The organism is Amycolatopsis kentuckyensis, from assembly GCF_002155975.1.
GTDB lineage: Bacteria > Actinomycetota > Actinomycetes > Mycobacteriales > Pseudonocardiaceae > Amycolatopsis > Amycolatopsis kentuckyensis.
Genome location: NZ_MUMI01000224.1, coordinates 1 through 17,984 on the forward strand (window position 1 = coordinate 1; position 17,984 = coordinate 17,984).

Annotated in this window: 15 protein-coding genes and 1 pseudogene; 8 read left to right on the top strand and 8 right to left on the bottom strand. The window is 71.2% G+C overall.

Annotated features, from left to right (window positions below; genetic code table 11):
• The 4 genes and pseudogenes from CCN39_RS22045 to CCN39_RS22060 all read left to right on the top strand — a co-directional run.
• Nucleotides 1-354, top strand: a pseudogene (locus CCN39_RS22045) (AAA family ATPase); the annotation flags it as partial.
• A 548-nt stretch (nucleotides 355-902) separates the two neighbouring features.
• Nucleotides 903-2,666, top strand: coding sequence for a chitinase (locus CCN39_RS22050; protein ID WP_086844859.1), 1,764 nt, complete (start codon nucleotides 903-905; stop codon nucleotides 2,664-2,666).
• Nucleotides 2,667-2,712: 46 nt separating this feature from the next.
• Nucleotides 2,713-3,468, top strand: coding sequence for an IclR family transcriptional regulator (locus tag CCN39_RS22055; RefSeq protein WP_086844861.1), 756 nt, complete (start codon nucleotides 2,713-2,715; stop codon nucleotides 3,466-3,468).
• Between the two features lie 72 nt (nucleotides 3,469-3,540).
• The gene (locus tag CCN39_RS22060) at nucleotides 3,541-4,692 is read left to right on the top strand and encodes a 4-hydroxybenzoate 3-monooxygenase (protein WP_086844863.1); all 1,152 of its coding nucleotides are present in this window, start codon (nucleotides 3,541-3,543) and stop codon (nucleotides 4,690-4,692) included.
• On the opposite strand, the gene CCN39_RS22065 is transcribed toward CCN39_RS22060, so the two are convergent.
• From CCN39_RS22065 to CCN39_RS22095, 7 genes are all read right to left on the bottom strand, one after another.
• Nucleotides 4,671-6,434: a sensor histidine kinase gene (locus tag CCN39_RS22065; RefSeq protein WP_086844865.1), complete on the bottom strand. Its 1,764-nt coding sequence runs from the start codon at nucleotides 6,432-6,434 to the stop codon at nucleotides 4,671-4,673. The two genes, CCN39_RS22060 and CCN39_RS22065, sit on opposite strands and share 22 nt — an antisense overlap.
• On the bottom strand, nucleotides 6,424-7,119 hold the full coding sequence (locus CCN39_RS22070) for a response regulator transcription factor (RefSeq protein ID WP_086844867.1): 696 nt from the start codon (nucleotides 7,117-7,119) through the stop codon (nucleotides 6,424-6,426). Before CCN39_RS22070 ends, CCN39_RS22065 begins: the two co-directional genes overlap by 11 nt.
• A 101-nt stretch (nucleotides 7,120-7,220) precedes the next feature.
• Nucleotides 7,221-8,234, bottom strand: coding sequence for a trypsin-like serine peptidase (locus tag CCN39_RS22075; protein ID WP_143264110.1), 1,014 nt, complete (start codon nucleotides 8,232-8,234; stop codon nucleotides 7,221-7,223).
• A 102-nt stretch (nucleotides 8,235-8,336) separates the two neighbouring features.
• On the bottom strand, nucleotides 8,337-8,621 hold the full coding sequence (locus CCN39_RS22080) for a helix-turn-helix domain-containing protein (protein ID WP_086844871.1): 285 nt from the start codon (nucleotides 8,619-8,621) through the stop codon (nucleotides 8,337-8,339).
• A 66-nt stretch (nucleotides 8,622-8,687) separates the two neighbouring features.
• Complete coding sequence (locus tag CCN39_RS22085; protein ID WP_086844872.1) at nucleotides 8,688-8,888, bottom strand: hypothetical protein; 201 nt, start codon at nucleotides 8,886-8,888, stop codon at nucleotides 8,688-8,690.
• Nucleotides 8,889-8,898: 10 nt separating this feature from the next.
• Nucleotides 8,899-10,527, bottom strand: a complete 1,629-nt coding sequence (locus tag CCN39_RS22090) for a DUF885 domain-containing protein (RefSeq protein WP_086844874.1) — start codon at nucleotides 10,525-10,527, stop codon at nucleotides 8,899-8,901.
• Between the two features lie 327 nt (nucleotides 10,528-10,854).
• Nucleotides 10,855-13,443, bottom strand: coding sequence for a glycoside hydrolase family 3 protein (locus CCN39_RS22095; protein ID WP_086844876.1), 2,589 nt, complete (start codon nucleotides 13,441-13,443; stop codon nucleotides 10,855-10,857).
• A gap of 250 nt (nucleotides 13,444-13,693) precedes the next feature.
• On the opposite strand from CCN39_RS22095, the gene CCN39_RS22100 reads away from it, so the two are divergent.
• The gene (locus CCN39_RS22100; RefSeq protein ID WP_086844878.1) at nucleotides 13,694-14,104 is read left to right on the top strand and encodes a GNAT family N-acetyltransferase; all 411 of its coding nucleotides are present in this window, start codon (nucleotides 13,694-13,696) and stop codon (nucleotides 14,102-14,104) included.
• A 7-nt stretch (nucleotides 14,105-14,111) separates the two neighbouring features.
• Here the strand turns inward: CCN39_RS22100 and CCN39_RS22105 are convergent, their stop codons facing one another.
• Complete coding sequence (locus tag CCN39_RS22105; RefSeq protein ID WP_086844883.1) at nucleotides 14,112-14,588, bottom strand: Lrp/AsnC ligand binding domain-containing protein; 477 nt, start codon at nucleotides 14,586-14,588, stop codon at nucleotides 14,112-14,114.
• Nucleotides 14,589-14,722: 134 nt separating this feature from the next.
• On the opposite strand from CCN39_RS22105, the gene pdhA reads away from it, so the two are divergent.
• From pdhA to CCN39_RS22120, 3 genes are read left to right on the top strand one after another with little or no spacing between them, the layout of a single operon-like run.
• Nucleotides 14,723-15,799, top strand: a complete 1,077-nt coding sequence (pdhA, locus tag CCN39_RS22110) for a pyruvate dehydrogenase (acetyl-transferring) E1 component subunit alpha (RefSeq protein ID WP_167455144.1) — start codon at nucleotides 14,723-14,725, stop codon at nucleotides 15,797-15,799.
• Nucleotides 15,799-16,794 (top strand): alpha-ketoacid dehydrogenase subunit beta, encoded by a 996-nt coding sequence (locus CCN39_RS22115; RefSeq protein WP_086844880.1) that lies wholly within the window; start codon nucleotides 15,799-15,801, stop codon nucleotides 16,792-16,794. Before pdhA ends, CCN39_RS22115 begins: the two co-directional genes overlap by 1 nt.
• A complete protein-coding gene (locus tag CCN39_RS22120) occupies nucleotides 16,787-17,971 on the top strand; it encodes a dihydrolipoamide acetyltransferase family protein (protein ID WP_086844882.1) in 1,185 nt (394 codons plus the stop codon). The genes CCN39_RS22115 and CCN39_RS22120 overlap by 8 nt, the downstream gene beginning before the upstream one ends.
• Nucleotides 17,972-17,984: the final 13 nt, after the last annotated feature.

Sequence of the window (17,984 nt, forward strand, 5' to 3'; positions counted from 1 at the left end):
CACCGGGCGCGGATCGTCGGGCACGCGATCGGGGAGGACGGGCCGGTGGTGGTCCACGAGCCGTCGACGCGGGCCTCGACCCGGGCGTTGCTCGCGCTGGTCGGGGTGGTGAGCGGGCGATCGGTGCGGCTGCTGTTCCTCGATGTGCCGGCGGAGGTCGCGCTGGCCGGGCAGCTGAGCCGCGGGCGGGTGGTGCGGGCGCGGTCGTTTGCCCGGCATGTGCGGCGGGTGGGGAAGTGGCGGGAGGGGTTGCTGGCGGATCAGGTTCCGGCTGGGTGGCGGAGCGTTCAGGTGATTGATCGGCCGCGGGCGGCTCGGACCCGGTTGGTGGCCAAGTTGCTGGTCGGGTGTTGAGGCGCTGTTGCTGGTCGGGTGTTGAGACGCGCGCTGGTGGTGGCCGAGTGGGCTGGTGGGGTGTTGAGGGGCGCGCTGTTGGTGACCAAGTTGCTGGTGGGTGTTGAGGGCGCGTAGTTGGCGGCCGAGTTGCTGGTGGGAGTTGAGGCGCTGTTGGCGGCCGAGTCGCTGGTGGGGTGTTGAGGGTGCGCTGGTGGTGGCCAAGCTAGTGGGTACTGCGTCGCGCTGTTCGTGGTTCCACCGACCCGGGCGCCGGATTGTTCAACGGCCGTCACGCCGTGTCAAGGCGGGAAAGCGTGCCTTGACACGGCGTGACGGCCGCTGAGGCGGCTGCGTATCGGGTCGGCAGGGGGGTGTGGGCGGGGGCTTGCTTCGTGACCGTGCGTCGCTTTCTGGCTGGGTTCGTCCGGCAGGTTGCCTCGGTTGGCGCCCGTGCTTCGCACGGTCGGCTCGCCTGCGCGGCGCGCCCGTCCCCTGAACCCTCCTTTTGGTCTGGACAACTTGCGTATTGGTCCAGACAATGAGGGCCTCCCCGACTGGAGGACCCGATGAGGCGTTCCCGACTGTCCGCAATTCTCGCCGCCTTGCTGCTTGCCCTCTCCGGGCTACTCGCCGTCCCCGCCGAGGCCGCGAACCTTCTCGTCAATCCCGGGTTCGAAGCCGGCTCTCTCTCCGGGTGGACCTGTGCCAACGGTGCCGCCGTGACCACTCCCGTTCACTCCGGCGGCTATGCCCTCGGGGCCACGCCCGTCGGTGCTGATTACGCCCAGTGCTCGCAGACCGTCGCCGTTCGGGCGAACACCACCTACACCGTTTCCGCCTGGGTGCGGGGGAATCCCGTCTACCTCGGGATCACCGGGGGCCCGTCGACGTGGTCGGGCAACGGGAGCTACAACCAGCTGCAACTGACCTTCACCACCGGTAACCAGACCTCCGCCCAGCTCTACCTCCACGGCTGGTACGGCGCCGGTACCTACTACGCCGACGACGTCGTCCTCGATGGCCCCGGTGGGAACACGCCCGGTACTCCCACCTCGCCCGGCACGCCGCAGACGACCGCCGTCACGAACGACTCCATTGCCCTTGCCTGGGGTGCGAGCAGTGGGACCGTCACCGGGTACCGCGTCTACGAAGGCGCCGCCGTCGTCGCCACGGTCGCCGGCACGAGTGCCACCATCGGGGGCCTTGCCGCCTGCACGACCCACACCTACACCGTTGCCGCTTACAACAGTGCCGGTGAATCACCGCGCAGCTCCGCCGCCACCGGGAGCACCAGTGGCTGCGTCGACACCGGCCTGCCCAAGCACGCCCTCGTCGGCTACCTGCACACCAGCTTCGCCAACGGCTCCGGCTATGTGCGGATGGCCGATGTCCCCGCGGCCTGGGACATCATCGATCTCGCCTTCGGGGAACCCACTTCCGTCACGTCCGGGGACATCCGCTTCACCCGCTGCCCCGCCACCGAATGCCCGAACGTCGAGAGCGACGCCGACTTCGTCGCCGCCATCAAGGCCAAGCAAGCGCAGGGCAAGAAGGTCCTCATCTCCATCGGCGGGCAGAACGGCCAGGTCCAGCTCACCACCACCGCCGCGCGGGACAAGTTCGTCAGCTCCGTCTCCGCCATCATCGACAAGTACGGCCTCAACGGCCTCGACGTCGACTTCGAGGGCCACTCGCTCTCGCTCAACGCCGGGGACACCGACTTCCGGAACCCGACCACGCCCGTCGTCGTCAACCTGATCTCCGCGCTCAAGACGCTCAAAGCCAAGTACGGCTCGGGGTTCGTGCTCACGATGGCGCCGGAGACCTTCTTCGTGCAGGTCGGCTACCAGTTCTACGGCGGCTCGGGTGCCGGTGACGCGCGGACCGGCGCCTACCTGCCGGTGATCCACGCGCTGCGGGACTCGCTCACCGTCCTGCACGTCCAGGACTACAACTCCGGCCCGGTCATGGGGCTCGACAACCAGTACCACACCATGGGCGGCCCCGAGTTCCACATCGCCATGACCGACATGCTCAAGGCCGGCTTCACCGTGGCCGGCACCGGGCAGTTCTTCCCCGGCCTGCGGTCGGACCAGATCGCGATCGGACTGCCCGCCGCCGTCAGCGCGGGCAACGGCTACACCTCGCCCGCCGACGTCCAGACGGCGGTGAACTGCCTGGTCAAGGGCAGTGGCTGTGGCTCGTACACCCTGCGCGGCGGCACCTCGCCCGCCTTCCGCGGGCTGATGACCTGGTCGATCAACTGGGACAAGTACTACAGCTGGGAGTTCCAGAACAGCCACGAGCCGTTCCTGAACGCCCTGCCGTGACGCCGGACGGTGTGCCCCGCCGCCCGGGTGGGGCACACTGTCCGACGTGGTCAAGCCGGCGCAGGGGGAGTCCGTGCTGAGCCGCGTCGTCCGCATCTTCGAGACCTTCGGACCGGACGCGCCGGCGCTGCGCGTCACCGACATCGCCCGCAAAGCGGACCTGCCCGTCGCCACGGCGTCGCGGTTGGTAGAAGAGCTGGTCGGGCACGGGTGGCTGCGGCGCGACCCCGATCGGCGGGTACGCGTCGGCGTGCGGCTGTGGGAGCTGGCGTCCCGCGCTTCGCCGACCCTGGGGCTGCGCGAAGCCGCGATGCCGTTCATGGAGGACCTGCACGCCGTCGTCGGGCACCACACCCAGCTCGCCGTGCTGGAAGACCGCGAGGTGCTGTTCGTCGAGCGGCTTTCGGCGCCCGAGGCGACGCTCAACGTGACGCGGGTGGCCGGGCGGCTGCCGCTGCACGCGTCGTCGTCCGGGCTCGTGCTGCTCGCCCATGCGCCCGTCGACCTGCAGGAACAGGTGCTGGCCGGCCCGCTTCAGGCCTTCCGCCGCACGACGCTGACCGAGCCCGCGCGGCTGCGCCGGTTCCTCGCCGACGTCCGGCGCACCGGCTACGCGTTCTGCGCCGGCTTCATCGACGAAGAGACCACGGGCATCGCCGTCCCGCTGCGGGGGCCCGGTGGGGACGTCGTCGCGGCGCTGTCGGTGATCGTCCCGAACGACCGGAGCGCGCGGTCGCAGATCCCCGTGCTGCAGGCCGCGGCGCGGGGCATTTCGCGGGCGATGGGGAATTCCTCTCACTGAATGAGAATGGCGTGGTGGCGGGCCGGGCCGCCGATCCATGCTCGGGCTCTGTCGCGGGAAAGGACCCCTCCAGTGCGCACCCAGGTCGTCATCGTCGGCGCCGGCCCGGCCGGGCTGCTGCTGTCCCATCTGCTCGGGCTCGAAGGCATCGACTCGGTGCTGCTCGAACGGCAGACCGCCGAATACGTCCAGGCGCGCATCCGCGCCGGCATCCTCGAGGCGGGGACGGTGGAACTCCTGCGGGACGTCGGCCTCGGCGCCCGGCTCGACGTCGAGGGCATGGAACACCGCGGCATCCACCTGCAGTCGCCGGGCGAGCGGCACCACATCGACTTCACCGACCTCATCGGCCGGTCGGTGACCGTCTACGGGCAGACCGAGGTGACCAAGGACCTGATGGCGGCCCGGGAAAAGGCCGGCCGCCCGGCGTACTACTCGGCCTCCGACGTCACGCTGCACGACGTCACCGGGCAGCCGTCGGTGACCTTTGTGGACGATTCCGGGGCGGCCCGGCGGATCGACGCGGACGTCGTCGTCGGCTGCGACGGCTTCCACGGGCCGAGCCGTGCGTCGATCCCCGGGCCGCGGGTCTGGGAGCGGGCCTACCCGTTCGCCTGGCTGGGCGTGCTGGCCGACGTCGCGCCGTCCACCGACGAGCTGATCTACGCCTGGCACCCCGACGGGTTCGCGATGCACAGCATGCGCTCGCCGCGGGTGAGCCGGTTCTACCTGCAGGTCGCGCCGGACGAAGACCTCGCGGAGTGGAGCGACGACCGGATCTGGACGGCGCTGTCCGAACGGCTCGGCGTCCCGGGGTGGACCCTGGAAACCGGGACGATCACCGAGAAGAGCGTGCTCCCGATGCGCAGTTTCGTGACGACCCCGATGCGGCACGGGAACCTCTACCTGGCCGGCGATGCGGCGCACATCGTGCCGCCCACCGGGGCGAAGGGGCTGAACCTGGCGGTCGCGGACGTCGCGCTGCTGGCCCGGGCGCTGACGGCGGCCTTCCGCGGTAACGACGAACTCGTGGACGCCTACTCGGACACGGCGTTGCGGCGGGTCTGGCGCTGCACGCACTTCTCCTGGTGGATGACGTCGATGCTGCACCGCCACGGCGACGACTTCGACGCCCAGCTCCAGCTCGCCCAGCTGCACCGCACGGTGACGTCGCCGGCCGCGAAGACCGAGCTGGCCGAGAACTACGCCGGCCTGCCCCTGTAGGACACCGGCAGCCGGACGGTGAACGTCGATCCGGTGTCCACTGCGGACTCCGCGACCACCGTCCCGTCGTGGGCCTGCACGAGGTGGCGCACGATGGCGAGGCCGAGCCCGCTGCCGCCGGTCTGGCGGCTGCGGGACTTCTCCGCCCGCCAGAACCGGTCGAACACGTGCGGCAGGTCCTCGGCGGCGATGCCGGTCCCGGTGTCCGCCACGGCCAGCGTCACCTCGTCCACAGTGGACGAGACGTGGATCGTCACCCGGCCGCCGGACGGCGTGTGCCGGATCGCGTTCGTGACCAGGTTGCCGACGACCTGCCGCAGCCGCACCGGGTCGGCCTCCAGCGCGCAGTCGCCGGTGGCGTTCACGGTGAGCGTGACCCCGGCCGCGGCGGCGCGGTCGGCGAGCGCCGCGGCGACGTGGCCGGCCAGCTCCGCGGCGTCGAGGAGCTCCGGGTGCAGGCGCAACTGGCCCGCGTCGGCCGCCGCGAGGTCCTGCAGGTCGTCGACGATGTGCTGCAGCAGCACGGTCTCTTCGAGCAGCGACGCGGACAGGGCCCGGTCGAACGGCAGGTGCCCGTCTTCGGCGGCCTCCAGCCGGCCGCGGATGACGTTGAGCGGGTTGCGCAGCTCGTGGGCGATGTCGCTGACCATTGCCTTCCGCTGTTCCTCGATGCGTTCGCGCCGGGCCGTGAGGTCATTGAACGCGGCGGCGAGGTAGCCGACCTCGTCGCGGGACTTCACCGGCGCCGGCCGGTCCTGCTGCGCGGCCTCGGTCAGGGCCCGCAGCGGGCGGGACAGCCGCCGCGCGACGAGCGCGGTGAGCGCGACGGCCAGCACCAGCACGCCGCCGGTGACCGCGAGGATCCGGGTGAGGTTCTCCCGGGACAGCGTGAACGTCGGCAGCGGCGAGCCGCCCGGGCCGAGGGTGAACAGCAGCGCGGGCGGCGCGACGTACGGCGTGAGCTGCTCCCGGCGGGCCGCGTCGAGGCAGCCCTGGATCGGCCGCGGGTCGGGGACGCCGAGGGCTTCCAGGTCGAGCCCCAGCTTCACGGGCTCGGCGTTCTGGCTCTGGAGACAGCGGTTGACGGCGTCGTTCAGGCTGGTGAGCGCGGCCTGCTCGGTCGGCGTCGGCTCGGCCAGCTCGAAGAGCAGGCATTTGCTCGCGTAGTAGCGGGCGGACAGCGGCTCGAGCCCGGTGAGCAGCGGCCGCCCGCTCGGCGAGTCGCGCACCTGGCTGGGCAGGCCGAGCGAGGCGAGGCAGGCGGCGGCCTTGGTGGCCAGGCTGGTGAGCTCCTGGTGCTCGGGCGGCGGCAGCTTGAACGGGCCGGTCGCGCGGGGGTCGATGCCGCTCGTCCCGGCCTCGGGCAGCAGCACCGGGTCCACGTGCAGCGGGTCGACCGACGCGGTCGCCTTGACCGGCAGGGTGACCGGCGCGCCGCCGGAGTCGCCGAGCACGTGCCGGTCGAGGGTGGTCAGCACGACCCGGCGGCCGGTCTGCTCCGACAGCGCCCGCAGCCGGGGGCCGACCTGGGCCCACGTGTGGTTCGCCGCGGCGAAGCCGAGCAGTTCGGTGTAGATCGTCGCGTCGCCGGAGAGGGCCTGCCCCTGCTCCTGCTGGATCGCGCGGGTCGTGGTCTGCACGGCGAGCCACGCGGTGGCCGCGATGGAGGCGAGCGCGATGAGCAGCGAGACGGCGGTGAGCCGGACGACGAGACTGCGCCGCCTCGGGAAGCTACGCCCCATCTTCGGGGGTGAGCTTGTAGCCGACGCCGAAGACGGTCCGCAGGTAGACGGGCTTCTGCGGGTCCGGTTCGAGCTTCTTGCGCAGGTTGAGCACGTGGACGTCGATGATCCGGGTGCTGACGAACCGGTCGTCGCCGCGGGTCAGTTCGAGCAGCTGGCGGCGGGTGAACACCCGGCCCGGCTGCCGGATCAGCGTCTCCAGCAGCAGAAACTCGCCGGGGGTCGTCTCGACCGGGCGGCCGCCGACCGAAACCTCGTGCCGCACCGGGTCGAGCCGCAGCCCACCGGCGCGCAAGGCGGTGTCGGGCGGCTCGCGGCGGCCGGCGGTGCGCCGCAGCAGCGTCCGGACCCGGGCCATCAGCTCGCGCGGGCTGTACGGCTTGGTCAGGTAGTCGTCGGCGCCGAGGTCGAGGCCGAGCAGCAGGTCGTCCTCGGTGGCGCGGGCGGTGAGCATCAGCACGGCGACGTCGGACTCCTGCCGCAGGATCCGGCAGACGTCGAGGCCGTCGACCTTCGGCATCATCACGTCGAGGACCAGCAGGTCGGGCCGGTCGCGCCGGGCCTCGTCGAGCGCCGCCCGGCCGTCGGGGGCCAGCACCACGGTGTGGCCTTCGCTTTCGAGGTAGAGCCGGAGGACCTCGGCCTGCTTCTCGTCGTCCTCCGCGACCAGTACACGTGCGCACACGGCGTCGAGGGTAGGCGTCCTGACACCGTTCCCACCGCATCCTGACCGGATCTTCACACCTTGGGGCCCCGCCACCGCGGGCCGCGGTGGCGGGGCGTGGGTCAGGCGGCCTGCTGGGCGTTGTAGACGTTGATGGCCGCGTCCCCGAGGTACGGGCTGCGCTCCTCGTCGGAGCCGTCGTCGGGGTGGTAGCTCACGTTGCCCACCAGGTACCCCCAGCCCCGGCCGAGCTGCAGGTCGTCGAGCCAGGGCCCGCCGCTGGCGCCGTGGCCCTGGTCGCAGTGGATGCCCAGCTGGTCGGGCTGGAACGGCCAGATCCCGGGGCGCCAGGTCGTCCCGGTGCAGTAGCGCAGCTGCTGCCCGGTGATGCCGGTGCGGGCCGGGTGCGTGTCGTACGGGTAGCCGAACTCGTAGACGGACCAGTCGTAGCCCTGGCCGAACTTGTAGCCCTGGGACCCGGTCACGTCGGCGACGTTGGTGCCGTTGCGCGGCCACATGCTGATGGCCGCGAGGTCGTAGTCGTGGTCGCCGTCGTTCAGGTAGCCGTTCGGGGTCGACACGGACTTCCAGCTCCACCGGCCCAGCGGTTCACCGCTGCCGGCGTAGTCCGGGACGAAGATCCAGTTGTCGAACCAGTGGCCGTCGCCGTCGGAGACGCAGTGCCCGGCCGTCCAGACGAGGCTGCGGTTGGCCGAACTGACGACGCTCGCGGTGCACTCGTAGGGGCCGTCGGGCTTGTCGTAGTAGAGCTTGCCGACGGTCGTCGCCGGCATCTGCCCGTGGCTGCTCCACACCTGCGACTGGCTGACCGCGGCGAGCCGGGACGCGGTCGCGTCCGGTTTCCCGGCCAGCGGCCCGGAAACACCCGGTGCGGACTGGGCGGGCAAGGCGTGGGTCTGCGGCCCGGCCGACCGGCTCTTCGCCGGCCCGGTCGCCGGTTTGGCGGCGCGCATCCGCTCGGGCGTCCAGTGGCTCAGGACGTCCTTTTCGGGTGCGGCCGACCGGTGAACGGCGGCGGCGGACGCCGGTGGCGCGGCCTGCGCCGTGCCGGGGACGAACATGCCCCCGAGCACCACGACGGCGGCGATTCCCCCGGCCCATCGGGTCCTTCTCACGTCGGCACCTCCTGGTTTCCCTGCGGCGGCGGCGATCCCGCCCGGATGCCAGCCTTCCGCCGCGGTGCCGGGCGGCGACACTGGACCTTGGAGTTGCGCCGTTCAGGCGTCGCCGGGCGGCTCCGGCCGGGCGATCAGCAGCGAGGCGATCGAGCCGGCCTGCAACCGGGATTCGACGCGCAGCTTGATCAGCACGTTGCTGACGTGGAACTTCACCGTGCGTTCGCTGATGCCGAGCCGGCGGGCGATCCCGCGGTTGGACAGGCCGTGGCCGAGCAGGACGAGGATCTCGCGTTCCCGCAGGCTCAACCGCTCGACCCGGTCCAGGACCTGGCTGCGCCGGAGTTCGAGCGTCGCGAAATCTTCGTACGGGCGGTCGCGGTTCATTTCTTTCCCCCCGGTGTCGCGGATTCGCTCACCGAGAGGAGGACGGGAGAACCGGCGCAGATACGCCTAATCCGCGGGACCCGTCCGGTGGCGCATGTTTTCCTCCGCCTGCCGGACGCGGTCGGGGGTCCAATGGCGGTCGACCTCGGCGGGACTGCGCGGATTGTCGTGTCGCACGGCGGTTTCCGGCGGAATCGGGCCGGCGGCGCCGGCGCACAGCCCGGCGACCGCCAGCGCCGCGACCACGGCTTTTCGCTTGCCGGCCATGGGAACCATCCTACGCCGCCCGGCGCTCGCGGACCCACGCCCGGACGACGTCGTCCAGCACCTTCAGCGGCAGCTTCCCGCCGCCCAGCACGACACCGTGGAATTCACCGAGGTCGAAGGAATCCCCGAGGGTTTCCGCGGCGAACCGGCGCAGGCGCTGGATTTCCCGCCGTCCGGTCAGATAGGCCAGTGCCTGGCCCGGGGTCTCGATGTACCGGTCCGTCTCGGACTGGACCTCGACCTCGCTGAGGACGGTGTGCGCGCGCAGGAATTCGACGCACTGCTGCCGGGTCCAGCGCAGCGCGTGCACGCCGGTGTCGACGACCAGCCGGGCCGCGCGGACCGAGTCCTCGGCCACCATGCCGAGCCGCATGACGTCGTCGGAGAACAGGCCCATCTCGTCGGCGAGCCGCTCGGTGTAGAGCGCCCAGCCTTCGTCGTAGGCGGTGATCAGCGCGATCCGCCGCAGCTGCGGCAGCTCGGGCAGCTCCTGGGCCAGCGATTCGGCGAAGTGGTGCCCGGGCACGGCCTCGTGGAAGGCGACGGTCTCGGCGATGAACCGGTCGCGCGTGCGCACCTCGTGGGTGTTGGTGAAGTAGACGCCCGGCCGCGAGCCGTCGAGCGCGGGCGGCATGTAGTAGGCGGCCGGGGCGACCGGCGCTTCGGCTTCCGGCACGGCCTTCACGACGCACTGGGCCTTCGGCACCTTCGGGAACCAGCCCGGCGCGGCGGCGGTCGCGCGGGCGACGGCGTCCCGGGCGGTTTCGAGCATTTCCTCGGCATCGCGCCACCGGAGGCTCTCGTCGCTGCGCAGCCGTCGCCGCACCTCGGCCGGGTCGGTCAGCCCGAACACGCTGCCGCCGAGTTCGGCGTACTCGGCTTCGAGCTCCGCGAGCACGTCGAGGCCCAGCTGGTGCAGCTCGGCGGGGGTGAGGTCGGTGGTGGTGTGCATGCGCGCCAGGGCGGCGTAGTGCGCTTCGCCGTCTTCGAGCCAGCAGAGGCCGGGCTCGTCGTCGGACCGGCCGCGCCCGGCCACCTCGGTGGCGACGAACTCGCGGTAGCGGGCCAGCGCCGGGCGCACGACCTCGGCCACCAGCCGGTCGCGGCGCGCACCGCGGTCCCCGGTGAGCCGGTGCGGGAAGAGCGCGTCCTGCGCCAGGAACCGGTCCAGGAACGCGACCGCGTCGTGCGCCATCCGGTCCACCGGCCGCCGCCCGGCACGCTGGCGTCCGGCGAGCGCCTCGTAGAAGGCGGGGAAGGCGGCCAGCCGGGCCAGGAAGTCTTCTTCGGCCTGCTCGCCGACGGGCTCGAGCTGCGGCAGGAAGGTCAGGAGCGACACGCCGACGGCGAACATCGGATCGGCGACGGTGAACTCCACGACGCGGGCGTCGATCTGGGTGATCAGCACTTCGGCCTGCTGGACGACGACGCCCAGTGTCACGTGGTCGGGATCAGCGGAAGCGCGGGCCCGCGCCAGGACGTCCGCGGCATCGGCACGCAGGCGCGCGTGGCCGGCTTCGCTCGGATCGGGCAGGTGGGCGTCGTGCCCGGGAATCCCCACGAGGGTCGCTTCCAGCGGGGACCAGGTGCCCAGGAGGTGGAGGAGTTCGTCGGCGAGGGTGTTCGCTTCGGAGGTCATCGCTCCATACTGGCGGCGCTTGGCGCCGCCGTTCCAGGCGTTTCGGGCCACCTGGACAGTGCCGCGTGGAGCCCGTCCGGACCGAGCCCCGCCGGTAGGTCGTGGCCTGCCGGGTCGTGTCGGCGTAGCGGGTGCAGGCGGGTGACCGTCACGTCGGTGCCTGCGCCTTGCGAGGGTGATGGCCGAGGCGGAGACCTGGCACACGGACGACCGTCAGGACCGGCTCTTCGAGGCGGGGCTGCAGCGGGGTGCTGGCCGGGCTGGCCGCGCACCTGCCGCCGACGCGAACCGGGCCGGGAGCGGAGTTCGCTCCCGGCCCGGTCGCCGTCAGGTCAAGCTCGAACAGGTTCTCGCGTCCGGATCCAGGGCTCCCTTCGGCACCCACCGCACGTTCGCGAACGAGGCCTGGAACGCGCCGTCCGTGTACACCAGGAACGGGGTGTTGATGTGCTCGAAGTCCAGTCCGTTGTCGAAGCAGGACACCGGGATCTTCACCGTCGTCTTCGGGCCGCCCGCCAGGTCCGTGAACAGCTTGGTCGCGTTCACCTCGCTGAAGCACGGGTACACGCAGTGCATGCTGATCACCGTCCGGTTGGCCGGGGCCTGCTGCACGGTCGTGTCGAACTCCAGGGCCGCGTCCGCGTTGAGGTAGCCGCGCAGGTCGTTCGTGCCCGCCGTGTTCTGCATGTACAGCTGGGCCGCGCCGGCTCCGGTCCAGGTCGCCTTCAGGCCGTCGCCCTGCACGTTGACGTCCGTCGGGACGACGTTGATCTCGGTGTGCGCCGCCGTGCCGTCCGGGCCGATCACCGTGCCGCCCCAGTTCTCCGCCGAGCCGATCTGGCTGGTGTACGGCGGGACGTCGGTGCGGTCGAAGATCGACAGGTCCTCGGTCGCGGTTCCGCCGCCACCGGTCGAGGTGCACGACGCCGGCCCGGTCGTCTCGTCGAGCGGCCCGACCGTGGCGCGCTGCCCGGACTTGAGGCCGTAACCCAGCTTGAACAGCGGGTCGTAGCCCGGCGACCACGGGTTGAGCGGCGACTGGCACGCGCTCTTCGGCCACGAATACGAAAGCGTGCCCTGGTAGCCCGTGCCGTCCTTGCCCTTGACCAGCATGTCCGCGACGCCGCCGCCCTCGGTGCCGGGCAGCCACGCCGCCACGAACGCGTCGGAGCGGTTGATCTCCTTGTTCATGTACAGCGGGCGGCCGCCGACGTACACGGTGACGACCGGGGTGCCCTTGCCGCTGACCTTGTCCAGTACGGCCAGGTCCTCGGGGTAGAGCCGCGCCGCTTCGAGCGACTTGCGGGTCAGGTCGCCGACACCCTCGGCGTACGGCGTCTCGCCGATGACCGCGATGACCGCGTCGAAGCCCTTCGGGTCGACGTTCCCCGTGGCGTCGAAGGTGACGTTCGCGTCGCCCAGGTTCTGCTTGATGCCGGTCAGGATCGACGTGGCGTTGGGGAAGTCGGCGTTCGTGTTGCCGGTGCCCTGCCAGCTGAGCGTCCAGCCGCCGGTCTGGTTGGTGATGTTGTCGGCGCTCTTGCCGACCACCAGGACCTTCGACGCCGGCTTGAGCGGCAGCACGTTGCCGTTGTTCTTCAGCAGCGTCTGCGACTCGCGGACGGCGTCGCGGGCCAGCCAGTTGTCCTTCAGCGCCTCGTCGGAGTTCGCGTAGGAGCGGTCGGACGGCTTCTGCGACTCGAACAGGCCGTCACGCAGCTTGACGCGCAGGATGCGGGTGACGGCGTCGTCGATCCGGGACATCGGGATCTGGCCGCTCTGCACCTGGGCGACGGTGTTGGTGATGAACGCCTTCCAGTCGTTCGGCACCATCACGATGTCGATGCCGGCGTTGATCGCCTGCGGGCACGAGGAGTTCGCGCAGCCGGTGACCTGGCCGATGCCGTTCCAGTCGGACACGACGAGGCCGTCGAAGCCCATCTTGCCCTTGAGGATCTGGTTCAGCGCCTTGTCGCTGCCGTGCAGCTTGCCCTCGTTGATCCCGAGGTCGGCGTTGGTCCAGCTGTTGAACGACACCATCACGGTCTGGGAACCGGCGGCGAGCGCGCCGTAGTAGCCCTGGCCGTGGATGTTGATCATGTCCGCTTCGGACGAAGGGTTGACGCCCTGGTCCTGGCCGTTGATCGTGCCGCCGTCGCCGATGAAGTGCTTGGCGGTGGCGATGACGCCGTTGTAGCCGATGCGCTTGGTGGCGCCGTCTTGGAGACCGTTGATGGCTTCGAAGCCGTAGGAGCGCGTGATGCGCGGATCCTCGGAGAAGCCCTCGTAGGTGCGGCCCCAGCGGTCGTCCTGGACGACGGCGAGGGTGGGCGAGAAGGCCCAGTCCTGGCCGGTGGCGCGGATCTGCCGGGCGGTGGCGCCGGCGACGTCCCGGACCAGGCACGGGTCGTGCGCGGCGCCGAGGCCGATGTTGTGCGGGAAGACGGTGGCGCCGTAGACGTTGTTGTTGCCGTGCACGGCGTCGATGCCCCAGATCACCGGGATCTTCGTGCGGCTTGTCTTGGAGGCGTTCCAGAAGGAGTCGGCGAGGTTCAGCCAGTCCTGCTGGGTGGCGTACTTCTTCCCGCCGGGCCACGAGCCGCCGCCGTTGAGGACCGAGCCGATGGCGTACTGGCGGACCTCGTCGGGGGTGATGGCGGCGATCTCGGGCTGCGTCATCTGCCCGACTTTTTCCTCCAGGGTCATGCCCTTGAGGATCTCGGCGATCCGCTGCTCGTCGCCGGCCTTCCCCTTGAACCGGCTGTCGACCTTCGGCCAGTCCGCGAGGGTCGGGAGGCTCTTCTCGATCCGGGCGCAGCCGTCCTTGTCCTTGGCGGGCTGCCCGATCACGGGCTGCGGGGTGTCGGCTTGGGCCGGCGTCGCCTGGGCGACCCCGCCCAGCAGGCTCAGGCTCATCAGCGTGACGAGCGAACTTCGGCGCGCGCGAGACCACGCGCGGGATCTACTGGCCATGGGTCTGGTCCATTCTGCGATGAACGGCGGACCGGCCGATCCTCACCGGGCGACGGGGAGGCAGTCAAGAGTTTCGATTGTTTGGAGCGCCTGTTAATTCTCGACATAAACTAAGAGTCGCTCGGTGGCGGGGCCACGCTTAACGGGTAATCCTCTTGCGGTCAAGGGCACTGACGGGCAAGGGTTTTGCCCCATGGACATCCGCCGTGTCGGTTCGCTCGGCCCGCTGCTGGCGGCCGGGCACCTGTTCGACGATCCCCCGCGCCCGGACGCCGCCGAGCGCTTCCTCGCCGCCGAAGGCCACCACCTGCTGGTCGCGTACGTGGACGGAGTGCCGGCGGGCATGGTGACCGGCGTGGAGATGACCCACCCGGACAAGGGCACCGAGATGTTCCTGTACGAACTGGGCGTCGACGACGGCTTCCGCGGGCAGGGCATCGGCCGGTCGTTGGTGACGGCGCTCGCGGAACTGGCGCGCGAGCGCGGGTGCTACGGCATGTGGGTCGTCACGGAGGGGGACAACGCCCCCGCGAAGGCGACCTACCGCGCGGCCGGCGGAGCCGTCGAGGAGGGGCAGGCGGTCTTGGACTGGACGTTCGGCTGAGCGCGCCTCAGCTCAGCACCGAGCCCGGCAGCTCCTCGAAGATCAGCCACGTCCGCGTCGACCGCACCCCCTCCAACGCCTGCAACCGCTCCAGGACGACGTCCCGCAGGGTCGAGTTGTCCGGCGTCCGGACCAGCAGCAGGATGTCGAAGTCGCCGCCCACCAGCGCCACGTGGTCCACGTACGGGATCTCGTGCAGGTCCGTCGCCATCGTGCGCCAGGACGTCTGCTCCACCGTCACCATGATGTACGCCGACGTGCCCAGGCCCGCCCGGCGCGGGTCGATCCGCGCGCCGAAGCCCGTGATCACCCCCTCCGCCAGCAACCGCTCCAACCGCGCGTACGCGTTCGTCCGCGAGATGTGGAGCTTTTCCGCCAGCGCGCGCACCGCCAGGCGGCCGTCCGCGGACAGCTCCGCCAGCATCGCCCGGTCGACGTCGTCGAGGGCCGGGACCGTTCGTCCCGGCAGACCCCCGTGAGCCAGGACACCGCTGGACGTTTGGTCACCGCGGGCTGCCGAAGGAGACCGTTTGTCGCTCATTTCCGCCAACCCTTGAACACAACGCCGCCGCGAACCACCATTTCAGCATCATATGTCTGGGAGAGGTGGTGTGCTTCATGGCTGCGGAAACCCTGCTGCCGTCCGCTACCCCCGTGCGGTTCGTCGCCGAAGACGGAAGCCGTGCCGACGCGCACGGCGGGTACGGCGAACCCGCGGGCGAGCGGCTCAAGGAGGCCTACCGGCTGATGGTGCTGGGCCGCCGGTTCGACGTGCAGGCGACCGCGCTCACCAAGCAGGGCCGCCTCGCCGTCTACCCGTCCAGCGCCGGCCAGGAAGCCTGTCAGGTCGCCGCGGCGCTCGCGCTCGAAACCCAGGACTGGATCTTCCCGACGTACCGCGACTCCGTCGCCCTCGTCGCTCGCGGCCTGAAGCCCGGCGAAGTGCTGACGCTCCTTCGCGGCGACGCGCACTGCGGCTACAACCCGGTCGAGACGCGCGTAGCGCCCCAGTGCACTCCGCTCGCGACGCAGACGCTGCACGCCGCCGGGCTCGCGCACGCCATGCAGCGACGCGGCGAAGACGCCGTCGCGCTCGCGCTCATCGGGGACGGCGCCACCAGCGAAGGCGACTTCCACGAGGCGCTCAACTTCGCGGCCGTCTTCAAGGCGCCCGTCGTCTTCTTCGTGCAGAACAACCGCTTCGCCATCTCGGTGCCCTTCGAGAAGCAGAGCGCCGCCGCCGCGCTGGCGTACAAGGGTGTCGGCTATGGCATGCGCTCCGAGCAGGTCGACGGCAACGACGCCGTCGCCGTGCTGGCCGTCCTCGACGACGCCGTGAAGCACGCGCGCGAAGGCAAGGGGCCGGTCCTCGTCGAGGCCCACACCTACCGCATCGACGCCCACACCAACGCCGACGACGCCACCCGCTACCGCGACGCCGAAGAAGTCGCGGAGTGGCGCGAAGCGGACCCGCTCAAGCGGCTCGAAACCTTCCTCAAGGACCAGAACCTCCTGCAAGACAACGAAATCGCCCGGTTCGCGGCCGATGCCGAGGTGTTCGCCCAGTCCGTCCGCGACACCCTGAACGCCGAACCCGAGCTCGACCCGATGTCGCTGTTCGACCACGTCTACGCCGAACCGACCCGCCAGCTCCAAGCCCAGCGGGCGGCCCTCAAAGCCGAACTGGAGGCCTGATGACGACCACCATGGCGCAGGCCCTCAACGCGGCCCTGCGCGACGCCCTCAAGGACGACGACCGCGTTCTCGTCTTCGGCGAGGACGTCGGCACCCTCGGCGGCGTCTTCCGCGTCACCGACGGCATCACCGCCGACTTCGGCGAGGACCGCTGCTTCGACACCCCGCTCGCCGAATCCGGCATCGTCGGGTTCGCGGTCGGGATGGCCATGGGCGGGTTCCGCCCGGTCGTCGAGATGCAGTTCGACGCCTTCGCCTACCCGGCCTTCGAACAGATCACCTCGCACGTGGCGAAGCTGCGCAACCGCACCCGCGGCGCGCTCTCGCTGCCGATGGTCATCCGCGTGCCCTACGCCGGCGGCATCGGCGGCGTCGAGCACCACTGCGACTCCAGCGAGGCCTACTACACGCACACGCCGGGCCTGCGCGTGGTGACGCCGGGCACCGCGCAGGACGCCTACGACCTGCTTCGCGACGCCATCGAGTCGCCCGACCCGGTCGTCTTCCTCGAGCCGAAGTGCCGGTACTGGTCGAGCGAAGAGGTCACCTTCACCCGCTCCGGCCCGGCCATGGACCAGGCCCTGGTCCGCCGCCACGGCAAGGACGTCACGCTCATCGCGTACGGCCCGATGGTCGCCACCGCACTGGAAACCGCGGAAGCGGCGAAGGCCGAGGGCTGGGACGTCGAGGTCGTCGACCTGCGCTCGCTGTCGCCGTTCGACGACGAGACCGTCACGGCTTCGGTCCGTCGCACCGGCCGGGCCGTCGTCGTGCACGAGGCCGCCGGCTTCGGCGGGTACGGCGCCGAGGTCGTCGCACGCGTCACCGAACAGTGCTTCCACCAGCTGCACGCGCCCGTCCTGCGGGTCACCGGGCTCGACATCCCGTACCCGGCGCCGAAGCTCGAGCGCCACCAGCTGCCGGACGTCGACCGGATCCTCGACACGATCGCGCGCCTGCAGTGGGACGACACGCCGGTGGTGGCCGGTGCCTGACTTCCTGCTGCCGGACCTCGGCGAAGGCCTGACCGAGGCGGCGATCGTGGACTGGCGGGTCAAGGTCGGCGACACCGTCGACGTCGACCAGGTCGTCGTCGAGGTCGAAACGGCGAAGGCGGCGGTCGAGGTGCCGGTGCCGTTCGCCGGCGTGGTGTCCGCGCTGCACGGCGAGCCCGGTCAGCTGCTGCCCGTCGGCGCCCCGCTGCTGAGCGTCGGCGGGTTCGCCGAGCCCGGCGTCACGACGTCGTCCGGCAGCGGAAACGTGCTCATCGGCTACGGCACCGCGCCGGCGACGCGGCGCAAGCGCGCGCGGCGCCCGGTGAGCACCACCCCGCCCACGCGGCCGAAGCAGGCGCCCGGCGTGATCTCGCCGTTCGTCCGGAAGCTGGCGGCGGACAACGGGATCGACCTCGCGAAGGTCACCCCCAGCGGTCCCGACGGGATCATCCGCCGCGCCGACGTCGAAGCGGCGCTGAAGAAGCCCGTCGCGAAGGGCAAGCGCATCCCGCTGACCGGGGTGCGCAAGGCCGTCGCCGACAAGCTGACGACGTCCCGGCGCGAAATCCCCGAGGCCACGGTCTGGGTGGACGTCGACGCGACCGGGCTGGTCGCCGCGCGGGCGGCGCTGAACGCCGGGACGGACCGGCCGGTCAGCCTGCTCGGCCTGATCGCCCGGTTCGCCGTCGCGGGTCTTCGCCGGTATCCCGAGCTGAACTCGCGCGTCGAAGGCGACGAGATCGTGCTGCTGGACGACATCCACCTCGGGTTCGCCGCGCAGACCGACCGCGGCCTGGTCGTGCCGGTGGTGCGGGACGCCGGGGCGTTGTCCACGCGGGACCTGTCGGCGGCGATCGGCGACCGCGCCCGCACCGCGCGGGAGGGCAAGCTCACCCCCGCCGAGCTGACCGGCGGCACCTTCACCGTCAACAACTACGGCGTCTTCGGCGTCGACGGCTCGGCCGCGATCATCAACCACCCCGAGGCGGCCATCCTCGGCATCGGCCGGATCATCGACCGGCCGTGGGTCGTCGACGGCGCGCTGGTGGCGCGGAAGATCTGCGAGCTGACGCTGGCCTTCGACCACCGCGTCTGCGACGGTGGCACGGCGGGCGGGTTCCTGCGGTTCGTCGCCGACTGCGTGGAGTCGCCGGTCACCGCCCTCGGGGACCTCTGACGACTCACCGGCC